Here is a 14620-nt window from a genome sequence, read left to right as displayed (position 1 = left end):
GAACGTGGGGACCCAAGAGTGCTGCCGTGGTTCGGGACGGCCTGCCACGACCAGCCCGTGTGGCACGCCGACTGCCGTGACCGTCGAAGGCGTCGCGCCGTCGTCCGAGGGCCCGCCGAACCGGGTCGACGCGGGCGGGGAACGGCCCCCGATCCGGTCAGGGCCAGTCGTCGCGGGTCCCCTCGTCGAAGGGGTCGTCGTCCGCCTCCGGGTCGACCGTCTCCCAGCCGGCCGCCTCGGCGGCCTGTTCCAGCGGGAGGTACTCCCAGCCCGTCTCCTCGGCGACCTCCCGGTCCTCCTCGGAGGTGCCGACGAACACGTGCCGGTCGGTGTCGAACTGGCGCTTGACGTTCTCCAGCGACTCGACCACCCCCCGCGGGCCGGAGAAGAAGTCCTGTCTGACCCGGTGTTTCCGCGTGAAGTTGGTGACGACGTACGTGGGTTTCTCCGACACGACGCCGACGTACTCGGTCCAGCCTCGGGCGTCGTTGAACACCGTGTTCGGGTCCGCCAACGACTTGAGCGCGGTCAACTCGAACGCCAGCGTCATGTCGCTTGAACCGCCGCTATCCATGGTCGCACTCGACGCGTAGCGCCGAAAACGGTGTCGGTCCGGTCCCGGACGCCCCGGAGTGCCGTCGGGGTCGCCGCCGGACGAGCGGGGACGAGCTTCCGCCGGTATCGCTACTCGCGGGGCGTCACTCCGGGGTCGCGCCCTCGGTCTCGAGGTCCTCCAGCGAGAAGTCCTCGGTCATGAGCAGGTCCGTCTGGCCGCTCACGTCGACCTGCTCGCGCATCAGCTGTTTGTACGCCGACTGCGGGGCGAGGTTGCCGATGAGGACGCCGCCGACGACCTTGCCGTCCTTGAGCGCGAGGCGGCGCCACTCGTCGTCGCCGAACTTCCGCATGACCTCGTCGTCGCCGAGCGTCGGGTGGCCAAAGGAGAGGAACGGGAAGTCGAAGTGCGTGATGGAGTACGAGGAGACCCAGCGGAACTCGTCGGAGCCGTACTCCAGCATGTTCTTCGCGGCGACGGTCCCCTGCTCCTTCGCGGAGCCCCAGGCGCCGTTCTGGGCGCGCTCGCCGAGGATCACGTCGTGGAAGCGGGTGATGTCGCCCGCCGCGAACACGTCCTCGTCGTTCGTCCGCATGAACTCGTCGACGACGACGCCGTCGTCCGTCTCGACGGGCGTGTCCTCGACGAGTTCGGTGTTCATGTTCAGGCCGATGGCGACGCCCGCGAAGTCGCACTCGAACCGCTCGCCGTTCGGGTCGACCGCGGCGGTCACGTGCCCGTCGTCGTCCGTCTCGAAGCGGTCGACGCCCGACTGGAAGACGGGCTCGACGCCCCGCTCGCGCATCGCGTCGTGCATGATCTCCGCGCCCTCGGGCGAGAGGGCGTAGCGCCACCAGGAGTCGCCGCGCATCAGGTACTTGCCCTCGACGCCCTGGGCGCCGCAGATGGCCGCGAGGTCGATGCCGAGCAGGCCCGCGCCGACGATGACGGCGTCGTCAGCGCCCTCGGCGGACTCGCGGATGCGCCGGGCGTCCTGGAACGTCCAGAAGTGGTGGACGCCCTCGGCGTCGCTCCCCTCGACGGGGAGCTGCTGGGGCGTGCCGCCGACGGCGAGCAGGAGCTTGTCGTACTCCAGCACGTCGCCCTCGTGCGTCTCGACCTCGTGCTCGTCGACCCGGATGTCCGTGACGAGGGTGTCGAGTTCGAGGTCGATGTCGCGCTCCTCGTACCACCCCTCCTCGTGGATGGAGATGGGCGCCTCCGGGAGCTTCCCCTTGGCGAACTCCTTGATGAGGATGCGGTTGTAGAGGGCCTCCCCTTCGTCTGTGATCACGGTGATGTCGGCGTCGGGCGCCTCCTCCCGGAGGGTCTCGGCGGCGGAACTACCGGCGATCCCGTCGCCGATGATGACGAACGACTCGCTCATGTCACCGGCTTCGGATTCGGGGTTAATGTGGGTTGCTATCGACGTGAGGATTCACGAGGATACGTACCAAGGGAATTCCACAGTCCTCTAGGACCTTGCAGATCCCCCCGATCCGACGTCGTCCTCCTTCCCCGCCGCGGACCCGACGCCGCGCCGCACATTCAAGAGTCCGCGGGCCCAGGGACGGGTATGAAGCTCCGGCAGAACGTCCGCCACTGGGCCGCGAAGCGCGCGCTCACCACGCCGGTCGTCGGCGAGTACGTGAACGACAAGCTCGTCGACATGCACACGGACATCTTCCTCGGGAAGGCCGACGAGGGGCGCCGCGAGGAGCGGCGGGCCCACCTCGACGACTTCTTCGACGCGACGATGGACACGTACGTCGCGGCGCTGGAGGCGGGGTACCCCGAGGCCGAGGCCCGGGAGATCACACACATCCAGGCCAACTTCGACTTCTTCAACCACGGGTGGGCCGAGATGATGGAGATCCCGAGCGACGAACTGGAGGAGCACTACCGACGCTATCAGGAGTTCTTCGAGCGCTACGGGATCACCATCGACGACCCGCTCGGGGAGTTCCGCCCCGTCGACGGCGTCGCCGACGCACCGGCGACGCCCGACCGCATGGCGGAGGGCGAGTTCGAGAACGCCGTCGCCGGCTTCGCCGACGACGCGTACGTCGTGGACGGCGACGGGGAGTTGCACGTCGGCGGCGCCGAGGAACCGGAGGACGTCGACGTCGACGCCGCGCCGGGCGTCGACGAGGCCGACCTCGACGCCGACGACGAGGCGACCGCCGACTGAACGGAAGGGCCTCCCGGCCCTGCCCGGCGCTCGCGACGCGCCGACCGTTGCCCGACCGGACGGGCCGAACCAGTCCGCCGGACGTCGGTTCCGACCGTCTCAATGCCGAGAATCGGTACGGTGGGTACAAGTACGGGAGCCCGGTCGCCCCGGTATGTCGCTTTCCGTCATCTTTCGGGCCGCGGGCGTGGGGTTCACCCTCGCGACGTTCCCCGGCCTCGTCGTCTCCGCGGTCGTCCGTGACGTCGTCGCGCGCTGCTGCGGCGTCCCGTCCGGGCGGGTGGCCGACTCCCGCGCCCGCGACGACGCCGGTCCGGCCGCCGCCGTGAGCGGGCGAACGTCCCGTGAGGGGGCCGCGAACGCGGTCACCGACGGCGGCACGGTCGGGACGTCCCGACCGACGTACGCGGCCGACTACCGGCGCGCGCCGACGTACCGGAGCCTCCTCGCCGCGACCGCGGTCCCCCCGGTCGCGACGGCGCTGGTCGCGGTCCTCCTGTTCGTCGCGGCCGCGACCGTCGTCGAGTTCTGGACGCTGCGTTGGTGGATGCTGACGTGGCTCGGGGTCGCGGTCGCGGCCCACGCGCTGCCCGCGGCGGACGCCTCGCGCGCGCTGCGCGAGCGGTCGCGCCGAACGGACAGCCGCCTCCGACGCGTCGGCGCGCCGCTGGCGACCGCCGGTCGGCTCGCGGCCGCGCTGACGATCGTCCGCGTGGACGCGCTGATCGCGGCGGCGCTGTACTACCTCGTCGCCGCGGCGCTGTACCCCGGTGCGCCGTCGGTGATCTGAGACCCTCGGACGTACCCCGTGAAGAGATTCGTCACCCCGGGATGTCGACTCCTCGAAGTGCGTACGTCCGACAGTACGAGCCGACGCCGGCCTACTCCTCCCAGTCCGGGTTCGGCCGCGGCGGGCTGAACACGTCGATCCCCTCCACGCGCTCGTCCCCCCTGTTCTCGGCGCCGTGGACCTCCTCGCCCGCGAGCACGTACGAGTCGCCCGCCGCGCAGACGACCTCCTCGCCGTCGGCCAGGACGAAGGTGAGTTCCCCCCTGGTAATGAACCCGGCCTGCTCGTGCGGGTGGTCGTGGGCGGGGACCTCCGCGCCGGGCTCGATGGCGAAGTGCTGGACGCTCATCTCCTCGCCGGCCGCGAGCTGTGCCAGGTGGACCCCGTCGACCGCCTCCGTGTCGCCGTCGGGGTCGTGTGGGACGTGCTCCATACCGTCGCCCGCGGCGCGAGAGGACTTAGTTCCGCGGACGCGGACGGCCGCCGAGGGCCGCGACGCCACGGAGCCGCCACGAACCGGACCCGCGCCGGTCCCGGACCGCGAGCCGGCTCGGGTGACAAGGTTCAATCCCGACGGGGCACAACCGCCGCGCATGTACGCCGTCGTCGGCTGTCGCTCGTGCGGGAACTACTGGCTGCTGGCCGACCCCGACGAGCAGGACTCCGCGACCTGTTCGCGGTGCGGGACGCGCCACCCGACCGACCGGCTCAAGCGCTTCCACGAGTCCGCCGAGCGCGCCGAGGCGGCGCAGGCGCGGGCCAAGCTCCTCGCGGACAAGCGGGGGCAGTCGGCGGAGTTCGAGCGCGCGGGCGGCGTCGCCGAACTGGAGCGCGAGGTCGACTCCTTCGGGGGCGCCGTCGACGACCGCGAGTACCTGGAACGGTCCGGGCTCGACCCGGACGAGGTCGAGTCGGCGGGCGCCGACGACGGGGGCGGTTCGCGCACGCGCGAGGAGGTCGTCCGCGACGCGCTCCGCGAGGGCAACCGGACCGAGGAGGCCGTCGTCGAGTACGCGACCGGACACGGCGTCCCCGCGGAGGCGGCCCGCGACCTGCTGGAGAAACTGGCGCGACGAGGCGAGGCGACGGAGTCGCGCGGCGAGTATCGACTGCTGTAGCGGCCCCGGTGCGTTTATACCGGGCCGCTCGACATCCGAACCATGGCGCCGAACGCGGACGCACCGCTCGCGGCCGTCCTCCCCGCAGTCGGGCGGGCCGACGGGCTCCTGCAGGCCGACGCCGGCGCGGCGGCGACCGGCGCGCCGCCGTACGCCGCGCTGCTGTTCGCCGCGACGTTCGTCTCGCTTCTGGGCGTGTTCCTGACGCTGCACGGGGCCGCGGCGTACGCGCTGCTCGTCTGGGAGGGCGCCGCCGGCGTCGCGGCGTGGCTGTACGTCCACCCCGCGGTCGGCGCGTTCTTCTTCGCGGCCGCGGCGTTCCAGGTCCCGCTGGCGGCGCACCTGTGGGGCGACCCGCTGGCGGTCCGCCGGCGGACCGGACGGGCGCTGCGGGCGCTCGTGATCGCGCTCGACGAGCGATAAGGGAGACGGGACGTGGAGCGGGACCGGCGACGCGACGGTCCGTGGTCGGTCGCTTACCGACCGAGGCTCGCGTGGGCCGACGAGAGGTTTCGCGAGGCCAGCGCCGACAGCAGCGAGAGTTCGCCCGCGAGCGCCGCGACCGCGACGGCCTCCGCGAGCGCGTCGGCGTTGCTGCCGGCGGGGTCGCCGCCGCCGCGGATCCCGAGCACGTCGAGCGCCTCCGACTGCGTCGGGAGTTTCGTCCCGCCGCCGACCGTCCCCACCTCCAGCGACGCGAGGGTGACGCTGACGTAGAGGTCGCCGTCCCCGTCCACCTCGGCCGTGGTGATGGCGTTGGCGCCCTCGACGACCTGCGCGGCGTCCTGGCCGGTCGCGAGAAACATCGCCGCCACCGAGTTGGCGACGTGGGCGTTGAATCCCAGGCTGCCGGCCTTCGCGGAGCCGACGAGGTTCTTGCGCGTGTTCACCTCCGCGACGGCCTCGGGCGTCGTCTTCAGCGTCTCCTCCACCGTCTCGCGGGGGACCGTCACGTCGGCGGCGACCGTCCGCCCGCGACCCTCGACGGCGTTGATCGCGGCGGGTTTCTTGTCGGTACAGAGGTTGCCCGACAGCGCGACCAGGGACGCGTCCGTCTCCGCCTCGATCACGTCGCAGGCCGCCTCGGTGGCGATGGTGGCCATGTTCATCCCCATCGCGTCCTTCGTGTCGTAGGCGAACCGGACGAACACGGTGTTGCCGACGACGTAGGGGGTCGCGTCCTTCAGTTCGCCGTGGCTCGTCGTCGACTCGGCGGCCTCCCGGAGCGCCCCGGTGTTGTCCCGGACCCACGAGGAGAGCGCCTCCGCCTCGGCCACGTCGGCGACGCGGAACGCCGGCGCGCGGGTCATCCGGTTCTTCAGCACGCGGGCGCCCGCCCCGCCGGCGGTGTTGAGCGCCGCACACCCGCGGTTCACCGAGGCGAGCAGCGCGCCCTCGGTCGTCGCCATCGGGAGGTAGCGCTCGCCCGAGACGGCGCCGCCGTGGATGTCGACCGGACCCACGACGCCGATCGGGATCTGGATCGCCCCCAGCATGTTCTCGATGTTCGAGTCGGCGGCGGCGGCGTCGAAGGCGTAGTCGCCGGTGGCGTCGAGGTCGGCGTCGGCGTGCTCCTCGACGAGCAGGCGGCGCGCCGCGGCGGCGGTGTCGGCGTCGGCGTGCTCCTCCAGTTCGTACAGCCGGAGGTCGCCGTCGCGAACGCGCTCGGCGAGTGTGTGGGCGTCCGTGTCGGTCATGGGTGTGGGTGAACGCGGCGGGCGCTAAGTGGTGTCGGTTCTGGCGATCACTCGGTTGTGGGTGCAGTGGCGTGACCGCGACGGTCGGTTCCGTCATCGTGGGGCCGCAGTTCTCGAAAGCCCCCACGACTGTGCGCGAAGCCCGACGAAGTAAGCACTGAAGCGAGCGGAGCGAGCGAAGCGCGCAGCGAGTCGCGCGAGCGCACAGTCGCGGCCCCTTTCAGTCCCACCCGTGTCCCGGACGGGTCGAGCGTCGCACTCTCGTGTCAGGTGCGCACGAACCCCGGCGGTGGCGCGTGCCGGCGGGCCTCCGTGCCCGCCGGGCGCGCGCGAGGGATGAACGAGTGAGCGAAGCGAACGAGTGAATCGGCTGGGGAGGACGTGGCCGCAGTGCGGTCACGGCGGGGTGGGACTGAAAGCCCCCGGCCGACTCGACTCCCGCGGCTCGCTGCGCTCCTCGCTCGCTTCGCTCGCTCCGGTGCTTGCCTCGCCGGGGTTCGCCGAGTCGGCCGGGGGCTTTCGCGGTCGTCGCGTTCGCGGTCGTTCCGACTCCACGCAGCAATAAACCAGAGAGCACGAAATCCGATCGTTCCCGAACCGTTATTCCGCCACCACTCCCCACAACGGATCATGACCGAACCCGCCGACCTCGTCGTGACGGGCGCCGAGGTACACACGCTCGCCGACCCCGACGAGACGTACGAGGCGTTCGCCGTCCGCGACGGCGAGGTCGTCCGCCTCGGCTCCACCTACGACGTCGAGTTCCTCGCCGGCGCCGACACCGAGACGGTCGACGCCGGGGGCCGCGTCGCGCTCCCCGGCTTCATCGACGCCCACACGCACCTCCTCAACGCCGGCCGCTCGCTCGTCCACGCCGACCTCTCTGCGGCCGACTCCCCGGCTGAGGCCGTCGACCTGCTCCGCGAGCGCGCCGAGGAGGTCGGCGCGGACGGCGACGACGCCGGCGACGAGTGGGTGCTCGGCTTCGGCTACGACGAGTCGACGTGGGAGGAGTCCCGGTACCTCACGCGCGAGGACCTCCGCGAAGTCTCCGAGACCGCGCCGGTCGTCGCCTTCCGCGAGGACATGCACGTCGCGAGCGTCAACGCCCCCGTGTTCGACCGCCTCCGCGACGAGATGCCCGACGGGGACGTCCACACCGAGGGGGGCGAGCCGACCGGCGTGATCGTCGAGGAGGCCGTCGACCCGGTGTACGGGGCGATCGAACCCGACGCGGAGGAGGCGGAGGAGCTGGTCCGCGCGGCGCAGGCCGCCGCCAACGAGCGCGGCGTCACGATGGTCCACGACATGGTCCGACGGTCGAAGGCGCCCGAGGTGTACCGCGCGCTCGACCTCGCGGACGACCTCAGCCTGCGGGTGCGGATCAACTACTGGGCCGACCACCTCGACTCGCTGATCGACGCCGGCCTCCGGACGAACCACGGCAGCGACATGGTGCAGACCGGCGCGGTCAAGTCCTACACCGACGGCACCCTCGGCGGGCGGACCGCGAAGCTCCACGAGCCGTACGCCGACGACCCCGGGGAGACGGGGACGTGGGTGCTCGACCCCGAGGGGATCGAGGACCTCGTCGCCCGCGCCGACGACCACGGCTTCCAGGTGACGCTGCACGCCATCGGCGACGCCGCCGTCGACGCGGTGCTGGACGCCTACGAGGACACCGAGGACCCGGGGGCCGCCCGCCACCGGGTCGAGCACTGTGAACTCGCAAGCGACGAGGCGATCGGACGCTTCGCGGAGCTGGGCGTCGTCGCCTCGGTTCAGCCCAACTTCCACAAGTGGGGCTTCGAGGGCGGCCTCTACGACGCCCGCCTCGGCGACCGACGCACCGACGCCAACCGCCTGCCCGCCTACCGCGACGCGGGGGCGCCGCTGGCGTTCGGCAGCGACTGCATGCCGCTCGACCCGCTCCTCGGGGTCCACTACGCGGTCAACGCCCCCAGCGAGGGACAGTCGCTCGGCGTCCACGAGGCGCTGCGCGCGTACACCTCGGGCGCGGCCTACGCCGGTTTCGACGAGGGGCGCCTCGGCACGCTCGAACCCGGAAAGCGCGCCGACTTCGTCCTCCTCGAGGAGTCGCCGTGGGAGGAGCCCGCCCGGATCGACGAGATCGACGTGGCGCTGACGGCCGTCGACGGCGACGTGGTGTACGACGGTCGGTAGGCCCCGTCCGCCCGCGCCCCGTCCCGGCTTCCGCTCCCCGTTCTCCCACCCGCGTCGCGTCCGGCCGCCCGACCGATCGCGCGTCTCGAACGCTTCGGAGAGGAACTTCGAGAGCCCACTCTCGTTCAGAAGGCGTACCGCACCGAAGACACCCGATCGAGCGATGTACTGAAGAAAAATTTTAATCAATATGCGCTAATGGGGGCTAGCCACAGAACGAATCCATGCCACGAATGGAGACAGCCGACATAGACACGGACCTCAGCCTGTTCAAGTACGACCACCTGGAGCGGCTCCCGGACGCGTACCGGGACCTGACGGAGGCGGAGCGGACCCGTCGGATCGATGCGGCGCGGGAGGCGCTCGGGGACGATCTGGTGATACTCGGCCACAACTACCAGCGCCGGGAGATCGTCGAGTACGCCGACTTCGTCGGGGACAGTTACGGCCTCTCGCGGGAGGCGGCCGCGACCGACGCCGCACACGTCGTCTTCTGCGGGGTGACGTTCATGGCCGAGTCCGCCGACGTGATCACCGACGACGACCAGACCGTCCACCTCCCGTCGATGGAGGCGTCCTGCCCGATGGCCGGGATGGCGGAGGCGCTCCAGGTGGACGCCGCCTGGGCCGAACTGGACGGTCTGACCGGCGGCGACACGGTCGTCCCGGTGACGTACATGAACAGCTACGCCGACCTGAAGGCGTTCTGCGCGGAGCAGGGCGGGCTGGTGTGCACCTCCTCGAACGCCGCCGACGCCTTCGAGTGGGCGTTCGACCGCGGCGACGTCGTGCTGTTCCTCCCGGACAAACACCTCGGGCGCAACACCGCCCACGACCTCGGTATCGCCGACGCGGCCGTCGAGTGGGACCCGTGGGCCGACGGCGGCGCCGACCGCGAGGCCGTCGCCGACGCGGACCTCGTGCTGTGGGACGGCTACTGCCAGGTCCACGAGCGGTTCACCGCCGAGCACGTCGCCGATGTGAGGGAGGAACGCCCGGACGCGAACGTCGTCGTCCACCCCGAGTGCCGCCGGGAGGTGGTCGAGGCGGCCGACGTGGTCGGGTCGACGGCGACCATCCGCGAGACGGTCGCGGATGCCGATCCCGGGGAGACGTGGGCCATCGGCACGGAGATCCACCTCGCGAACCACCTCGACCGCTGGCACCCCGAGGTGGAGGTGGTCCCCCTCTGCGGCGACGCCTGCATGGACTGCAATGCGATGCGCCAGATCGACCCCAACTACCTGACGTGGGTGCTGGAGGGGCTCGTCGAGGACGAGAAGCGCAACGTCGTCGAGGTCGCCCCCCGCGAGAAGGACCTGGCCGCGACCGCGATGGAGCGGATGCTGGAGCTGTGACGATGGCCGACGCGAGCCTCCCCGCGACCGACTGCGACGTGCTCGTGATCGGCTCCGGGATCGCCGGCTGTGCGGCGGCGCTGGCGGCCGCCCGCGCCGGCGCGGACGTGCTCGTCGTCACGAAGGCGAGCGAGCCCGCCGACGCCGCCACCGACTGGGCCCAGGGCGGCATCGCCGTCACGCGCTCGGACCCGGACGCTTTCGCCGCCGACATCCGCGCCGCCGGCGACGGCGAGTGCGACCCCGCGGCCGTCGAGACGCTCGTGGGCGACGCCCGCGGGGCCGTCGAGGACGTCCTCGTCGACACGCTCGGCGTCCCGTTCGACCGGGCGGGGGACGCGGCCTCCGAGGCCGGGGGCGACCGAGCGGGCGCCGGCGGCTTCGACCTCCACCGCGAGGCCGCCCACTCCGAGCGGCGGGTGCTCCACGTCGACGCCCGGACGGGCAGACACGTCCTCCGACCGTTCCTCCGCCACCTCCGGGAGCGTTCCGGGGTCCGCTTCCGCGAGGACGCCGCCGCCCTCGACCTCGTCGTCGACGAGGGACGGGTGACCGGGGCGCTCGTGGAGGCGACCACGGACGGCGACGGCGAGGCCGGCGCCCCCGCGGCGCTCGTCCGCGCGGACGCGACCGTGCTCGCCACCGGGGGGATCGGCGCGCTCTACCCCGAGGCGACCGGGCCGGCGGACGCGACCGGCGACGGCGTCGCGATGGCCGCCCTCGCCGGCGCGGCCGTGCGCGACATGCAGTACGTCCAGTTCCACCCGACCGCGCTGGACACCGACGCGGCCGCCGTCGGGGATCTCGACGCCGGGTCGCCGCTGATCAGCGAGGCCGTCCGCGGCGAGGGCGCGCGGCTCGTGAACGCCGACGGCGAGCGGTTCATGCCCGCGGTCCACGAGGACGCCGAGCTCGCCCCGCGCGACGTCGTCGCTCGCGCGGTCGCCCGCGAGCGCGAGCGGACCGGCGGGGTCCGACTCGACGTCTCCGACGTCGACTTCGCCGGGACGTTCCCGGGGCTCGCGGCGGACTGTCTCGACCGCGGCGTCGACCCTGCCGACGGGTTCCCGGTGCGGCCGGCCGAGCACTTCCTGTGCGGCGGCGTCGACGTGGACGACCGCGGGCGGACGTCCCTCGACCGGCTGTACGCCGCCGGCGAGTGCGCCCGGACGGGCGTCCACGGGGCGAACCGGCTCGCCTCCACCAGCCTGCTTGAGGGGCTGGTGTGGGGCCGGCGCGCCGGCGCGGACGCCGCCGACCGCGACCCGGTCGGGGAGCCCGTCGACCCGCCGACGCCCCGCGACAGCGACCCGGCCCTCCCGGACAGCTTCGCCCGCGAGAAGTTCCGCCGGCTCCGCGCGACGACGGGTGAGGCGTTCGGGCTCGAACGCCACCCGGAGCGCATGGCCGCGGCCGCGGGGACGCTCCGGCGGCTGAAGGGCGAGGTCGACGCCTACACCCGGACGCGGACGAGCCGCGGGCTGTACGAGCTCCGGAACGCGACCGTCACGGCCCTCCTGATCGCCCGCGAGGCCGTCGAGGCGCCGTCGGCCGGCTGTCACCGCGTCGCGGCGCCGGGGCCGGAGGCGGGGTCTGACACGGGAGCCGCCGACGCGGCCGTCGAGCCCGGAGGTGACGGCCGTGCTGACTGACGCGACGATCCAGTCCTGGCTCCGCGAGGACCTGGGCCACCACGACGTGACGAACGACGTCCCCGGCGACGCGGAGGGGGGGCTGGTCGCCCGCGAGGACGGGGTCGCCGCCGGCCTCGACGCCGCGGTCCGCGTGTTCGAGTACCTCGGCGTGGAGGCGACCGCGGCGGTCGAGGCGGGCGACCGGGTCGCGGCCGGCGGGACGGTGCTGCGGACCGCGGGGCCCGCGCGGGCGACGCTCAGGGGCGAGCGCGTCGCGGTCAACGTGGCCGGCCACGCCTCGGGTGTCGCGACCGCCACCCGGGCGGCCGTCGACGCCGCGCGGACCGTCTCGGGCGACGTTCGCGTCGCCGCGACGCGCAAGACCACGCCCGGCCTTCGCGGGGTGGAGAAGCGGGCAGTCGCGGCGGGCGGCGGCGACACCCACCGCCTCGACTGCTCCCACATGGTGATGGTGAAGGAGAACCACGTCGCCGAACTCGGCCTGGAGGGGGCCGTCGAGCGCTTCCGCGGGCGTGCCTCCTTCGCGACGGACGTCGAGGTCGAGGTGGAGGACCCGAGCGACGCCGCCCGCGCGGCCGACGCGGGCGCGGATATCGTTCTCCTCGACAACATGTCGCCCGACGAGGTCCGCCGGGGCGTCGAGTCGCTGCCCTCGGGGGTGCTCGCGGAGGCCAGCGGGGGTGTCACCGTCGAGTCGGTGCCCGACTACGCCGACGCCGGAGCGGACGTGATCTCGATGGGGTCGCTCACCCACTCCGCGCCGTCGCTGGATTACTCGTTCCGGACGGAGTGAGCGGCCGCGTCGGCGGGCGGCTCCTCCGACTCCGACCGTTCGGCGGGCGGCTCCTCCGCGTCCACTTCCTCCGCGTCGAGTACCTCCAGCGTCTCGTCGACGGTCACCCGGAGCACGTCGCCGTCGCAGGGGAGGTCCAGCCGGATCCGGAGGGGGTCCTCGCCGACGACGGTCGTGTGCACGTCGCTGACGGTCCACGGGTGCGTCCAGAACGGCTCGGTCGTCAGGTCGACGCCGCGCTCCGAGAAGAACGTCAACACCGGGGCAGTGTCGAGGAGGTTCACCCCGACCGCCGAGGTGAGGCGGTTGTCGCACCGCTCGCAGACGTGTCGTACCGCGACCTCCTGGCCGGGAACCGCGGTGTCCGTCTCGACGGTCGTCTCCATCCGGCCCATGCATTCCGGGCAGACGCCGTCGGCGGCCAGGCAGTAGTGGTGCCGGACGTGGTGGTGGAAGGCGTCGAGGAACTCCTCGGGCGTTCGGTCGGCCAGTCCGCCCGGCGGGAACGAGTAGTTCACCGGCGTCCGCCCGCACTCCTCGCAGGCGATGGTGAGCAGCTCGTTCGCGTACGTCGCCTCCAGGTCGCCGCCGCACTCGTAGCAGGCGCCCGGCGCGTCGAACGGGCCCAGCTCGCTCCGGCCGGTGAACGTCCCCGCGAACACCGAGCGGACGACCTTCCAGCCGGGCGTGCGGAACGCGTACCCCTCGCTGCAGTCGTCGGGGGCGTCGACGCCCTCGCACTCGACCTTCCGGACGAAGTGGTCGAGGAGCTGCTTCAGGTGGTAGTTGAAGTGTGCGCTGTCGTCCAGGTCGACGCGGTCGTACAGCTCCGAGAACGGAACGGGCGTGTCGTCCTCGCGCGCGGTCGTCGCCTCGTGGAGGGCCTGGAGGATATCGATGCGGGTCTCGTTGCCCAGCAGGGCGAACGCCTCGGCCGGGTCGAGGTCCGCCTCGTCGGCGTGGTCGGCGGCCTCCTCCGCGGATCTGCTCATACTCGGACGTGTGGTGTCATCCGATAAAACCGTTGGGCCGGGACGGCGTCACGGTCGCGTGGCGCCGGCGGCGGAGTCGCCCTCGTCGCCGCCGTCTCCGTCGAGGTCGTCGTTCCCGGTGTCGCCGATACCGCCCCCGGCGCCGCCCCTGCCGGAGCCGTCCTCGCCGCCGATCCCGCGCGACAGCCGGCGGCGACGAACCTCGAACCCCTCGCGCTCGTACAGCGCCAGGGCGGCGTCGTTGCCGGCGGCCACTGCGATCGACGCCGTCTCACAGCCCCACTCGCGGCCCCGCTCCACGCAGGCGTCGAGGAGGGCCGTCGCGACGCCCTCGCGTCGGTGCGACTCGGCGACGTACAGCTCCGAGACGTGACAGTCGGGCCCGCGGTCGAAGATCGGCGCCGTCGCCTCGCGCGATGCCGAGGCGAAGCCGACGCGTTCGCCGTCGACGACCGCGACGAGGTCGGCGGCGTTTTCGTCGGCGAGGCGGTCCTCGCGGTGGTCGATCCCCGGCGTCCGGAGGTCGTCGACGAGGGGGTGGAACGGCTCGTCGGCGGCCGCCTCGCGCTCGAACGGGATCCACAGGTCCTCGACGAACGACTCGACCTCGTCGCGCCGGAGCGGGCGGACCTCCATGCCGTCGCCTGCGACGGTCGCCACTTCACGGTTCGGTCGCCGTGTCAAGTCGTCACGGTCGGGGGACGGACGACCGGAACTCCGCGGTGTCAGTCGAACGCGATCCGGACCGCGTCGTCCTCGTCGCCGACCCGGGCCCCCTCCTGCCCGGCGAAGGCGTCGCGGAGGCGCTCCCAGGTGTCGTCGAGCGCCTCGACGATCACCTTCGTGTCGGAGACGACGGGCATGAAGTTCGTGTCCCCCTCCCATCGCGGGACGACGTGGGTGTGGAGGTGGTCGTCGATCGACCCGCCGGCGGCCGCGCCGCCGAGGTTCATCCCGGCGTTGAGGCCGGCGGGCCCGAGCGCGTCCTCCAGCGCGCGCATCGTCCGCGCCTTCAGGCGGGCGTGTTCCAGCATCGTCGGGTCGTCGAGCGCGGGGAACTCCCCCTCGTGGACGCGCGGGATCACCATCGCGTGGCCGGGGTTGTACGGGTAGTTGTTGAGCAGGACGAACGCGCGCTCGCTCCGGGCGACGATGCGCGAGGCGCGGTCGTCTTCGCGGTTCGGAAGGACGCAGAACGGACAGCCGTCGATCTCGTCCTCCCCCGCGTCGCGTTCGACCCACTCGATCCGCCACGGCGCGAACACCTGGTCCATACCCCGCTGTCC

15 protein-coding genes are annotated in these 14620 nt (G+C 72.7%); 8 read left to right on the top strand and 7 right to left on the bottom strand.

The window, feature by feature from the left end:
- Positions 1-157: 157 nt before the first annotated feature.
- Together ACQUQ1_RS17650 and ACQUQ1_RS17645 are read right to left on the bottom strand one after the other, a co-directional pair.
- On the bottom strand, positions 158-574 hold the full coding sequence (locus ACQUQ1_RS17650) for a DUF7124 domain-containing protein (RefSeq protein WP_435065620.1): 417 nt from the start codon (positions 572-574) through the stop codon (positions 158-160).
- Positions 575-698: 124 nt separating this feature from the next.
- The gene (locus ACQUQ1_RS17645) at positions 699-1943 is read right to left on the bottom strand and encodes an NAD(P)/FAD-dependent oxidoreductase (protein WP_435065619.1); all 1245 of its coding nucleotides are present in this window, start codon (positions 1941-1943) and stop codon (positions 699-701) included.
- 189 nt (positions 1944-2132) lie between these two features.
- Here ACQUQ1_RS17645 and ACQUQ1_RS17640 point away from each other — a divergent pair, with 189 nt between their 5' ends.
- Positions 2133-2747 carry a DUF6149 family protein gene (locus ACQUQ1_RS17640; RefSeq protein ID WP_435065618.1) on the top strand — a complete coding sequence of 205 codons (615 nt, stop codon included), beginning with the start codon at positions 2133-2135 and terminating at the stop codon, positions 2745-2747.
- 154 nt (positions 2748-2901) lie between these two features.
- Positions 2902-3537, top strand: a complete 636-nt coding sequence (locus ACQUQ1_RS17635) for a hypothetical protein (protein WP_435065617.1) — start codon at positions 2902-2904, stop codon at positions 3535-3537.
- A 91-nt stretch (positions 3538-3628) separates the two neighbouring features.
- Here the strand turns inward: ACQUQ1_RS17635 and ACQUQ1_RS17630 are convergent, their stop codons facing one another.
- Positions 3629-3970 (bottom strand): cupin domain-containing protein, encoded by a 342-nt coding sequence (locus tag ACQUQ1_RS17630; protein WP_435065616.1) that lies wholly within the window; start codon positions 3968-3970, stop codon positions 3629-3631.
- 160 nt (positions 3971-4130) lie between these two features.
- On the opposite strand from ACQUQ1_RS17630, the gene ACQUQ1_RS17625 reads away from it, so the two are divergent.
- Both ACQUQ1_RS17625 and ACQUQ1_RS17620 read left to right on the top strand, forming a co-directional pair.
- Positions 4131-4655 (top strand): DUF5817 domain-containing protein, encoded by a 525-nt coding sequence (locus ACQUQ1_RS17625; protein WP_435065615.1) that lies wholly within the window; start codon positions 4131-4133, stop codon positions 4653-4655.
- A gap of 42 nt (positions 4656-4697) precedes the next feature.
- Positions 4698-5078, top strand: coding sequence for a hypothetical protein (locus ACQUQ1_RS17620; RefSeq protein WP_435065614.1), 381 nt, complete (start codon positions 4698-4700; stop codon positions 5076-5078).
- A gap of 53 nt (positions 5079-5131) precedes the next feature.
- On the opposite strand, the gene hmgA is transcribed toward ACQUQ1_RS17620, so the two are convergent.
- A complete protein-coding gene (gene hmgA / locus ACQUQ1_RS17615; protein WP_435065613.1) occupies positions 5132-6352 on the bottom strand; it encodes a hydroxymethylglutaryl-CoA reductase (NADPH) in 1221 nt (406 codons plus the stop codon).
- A 630-nt stretch (positions 6353-6982) separates the two neighbouring features.
- Between hmgA and ACQUQ1_RS17610 the strand changes: the two genes are divergently transcribed.
- The 4 genes from ACQUQ1_RS17610 (at position 6983) to nadC (ending at position 12342) form a co-directional block, all read left to right on the top strand.
- Positions 6983-8536 (top strand): amidohydrolase, encoded by a 1554-nt coding sequence (locus ACQUQ1_RS17610; protein ID WP_435065612.1) that lies wholly within the window; start codon positions 6983-6985, stop codon positions 8534-8536.
- A gap of 233 nt (positions 8537-8769) precedes the next feature.
- Positions 8770-9894, top strand: a complete 1125-nt coding sequence (gene nadA, locus ACQUQ1_RS17605) for a quinolinate synthase NadA (RefSeq protein WP_435065611.1) — start codon at positions 8770-8772, stop codon at positions 9892-9894.
- Between the two features lie 2 nt (positions 9895-9896).
- On the top strand, positions 9897-11546 hold the full coding sequence (locus ACQUQ1_RS17600; RefSeq protein ID WP_435065610.1) for an L-aspartate oxidase: 1650 nt from the start codon (positions 9897-9899) through the stop codon (positions 11544-11546).
- On the top strand, positions 11536-12342 hold the full coding sequence (nadC, locus tag ACQUQ1_RS17595; RefSeq protein ID WP_435065609.1) for a carboxylating nicotinate-nucleotide diphosphorylase: 807 nt from the start codon (positions 11536-11538) through the stop codon (positions 12340-12342). The genes ACQUQ1_RS17600 and nadC overlap by 11 nt, the downstream gene beginning before the upstream one ends.
- On the opposite strand, the gene ACQUQ1_RS17590 is transcribed toward nadC, so the two are convergent.
- The 3 genes from ACQUQ1_RS17590 to ACQUQ1_RS17580 all read right to left on the bottom strand — a co-directional run bounded on the left by ACQUQ1_RS17590 (position 12321) and on the right by ACQUQ1_RS17580 (position 14608).
- Positions 12321-13334 (bottom strand): winged helix-turn-helix domain-containing protein, encoded by a 1014-nt coding sequence (locus ACQUQ1_RS17590; RefSeq protein ID WP_435065608.1) that lies wholly within the window; start codon positions 13332-13334, stop codon positions 12321-12323. The genes nadC and ACQUQ1_RS17590 overlap by 22 nt on opposite strands.
- A gap of 48 nt (positions 13335-13382) precedes the next feature.
- Positions 13383-13970 carry a GNAT family N-acetyltransferase gene (locus ACQUQ1_RS17585; RefSeq protein ID WP_435065607.1) on the bottom strand — a complete coding sequence of 196 codons (588 nt, stop codon included), beginning with the start codon at positions 13968-13970 and terminating at the stop codon, positions 13383-13385.
- Between the two features lie 89 nt (positions 13971-14059).
- Positions 14060-14608 carry an HIT family protein gene (locus ACQUQ1_RS17580; protein ID WP_435065606.1) on the bottom strand — a complete coding sequence of 183 codons (549 nt, stop codon included), beginning with the start codon at positions 14606-14608 and terminating at the stop codon, positions 14060-14062.
- Positions 14609-14620: the final 12 nt, after the last annotated feature.

The sequence above is a fragment of the Halobaculum sp. EA56 genome (genome assembly GCF_051195075.1).
In the GTDB taxonomy this organism is placed as follows: domain Archaea; phylum Halobacteriota; class Halobacteria; order Halobacteriales; family Haloferacaceae; genus Halobaculum.
Note: the sequence above shows the minus strand (reverse complement) of the source record. Positions and strands in the feature narration are given on the sequence as shown.

Coding starts and splice junctions, on each gene's coding strand:
- ACQUQ1_RS17620 (WP_435065614.1), top strand. CDS start 4,698: ATGGCGCCGAACGCGGACGCACCGCTCGCGGCCGTCCTCCCCGCAGTC.
- ACQUQ1_RS17635 (WP_435065617.1), top strand. CDS start 2,902: ATGTCGCTTTCCGTCATCTTTCGGGCCGCGGGCGTGGGGTTCACCCTC.
- ACQUQ1_RS17625 (WP_435065615.1), top strand. CDS start 4,131: ATGTACGCCGTCGTCGGCTGTCGCTCGTGCGGGAACTACTGGCTGCTG.
- ACQUQ1_RS17580 (WP_435065606.1), bottom strand. CDS start 14,608: ATGGACCAGGTGTTCGCGCCGTGGCGGATCGAGTGGGTCGAACGCGAC.
- hmgA (WP_435065613.1), bottom strand. CDS start 6,352: ATGACCGACACGGACGCCCACACACTCGCCGAGCGCGTTCGCGACGGC.
- ACQUQ1_RS17640 (WP_435065618.1), top strand. CDS start 2,133: ATGAAGCTCCGGCAGAACGTCCGCCACTGGGCCGCGAAGCGCGCGCTC.
- ACQUQ1_RS17630 (WP_435065616.1), bottom strand. CDS start 3,970: ATGGAGCACGTCCCACACGACCCCGACGGCGACACGGAGGCGGTCGAC.
- ACQUQ1_RS17650 (WP_435065620.1), bottom strand. CDS start 574: ATGGATAGCGGCGGTTCAAGCGACATGACGCTGGCGTTCGAGTTGACC.
- ACQUQ1_RS17600 (WP_435065610.1), top strand. CDS start 9,897: ATGGCCGACGCGAGCCTCCCCGCGACCGACTGCGACGTGCTCGTGATC.
- ACQUQ1_RS17585 (WP_435065607.1), bottom strand. CDS start 13,970: ATGGAGGTCCGCCCGCTCCGGCGCGACGAGGTCGAGTCGTTCGTCGAG.
- ACQUQ1_RS17610 (WP_435065612.1), top strand. CDS start 6,983: ATGACCGAACCCGCCGACCTCGTCGTGACGGGCGCCGAGGTACACACG.
- nadA (WP_435065611.1), top strand. CDS start 8,770: ATGGAGACAGCCGACATAGACACGGACCTCAGCCTGTTCAAGTACGAC.
- ACQUQ1_RS17645 (WP_435065619.1), bottom strand. CDS start 1,943: ATGAGCGAGTCGTTCGTCATCATCGGCGACGGGATCGCCGGTAGTTCC.
- ACQUQ1_RS17590 (WP_435065608.1), bottom strand. CDS start 13,334: ATGAGCAGATCCGCGGAGGAGGCCGCCGACCACGCCGACGAGGCGGAC.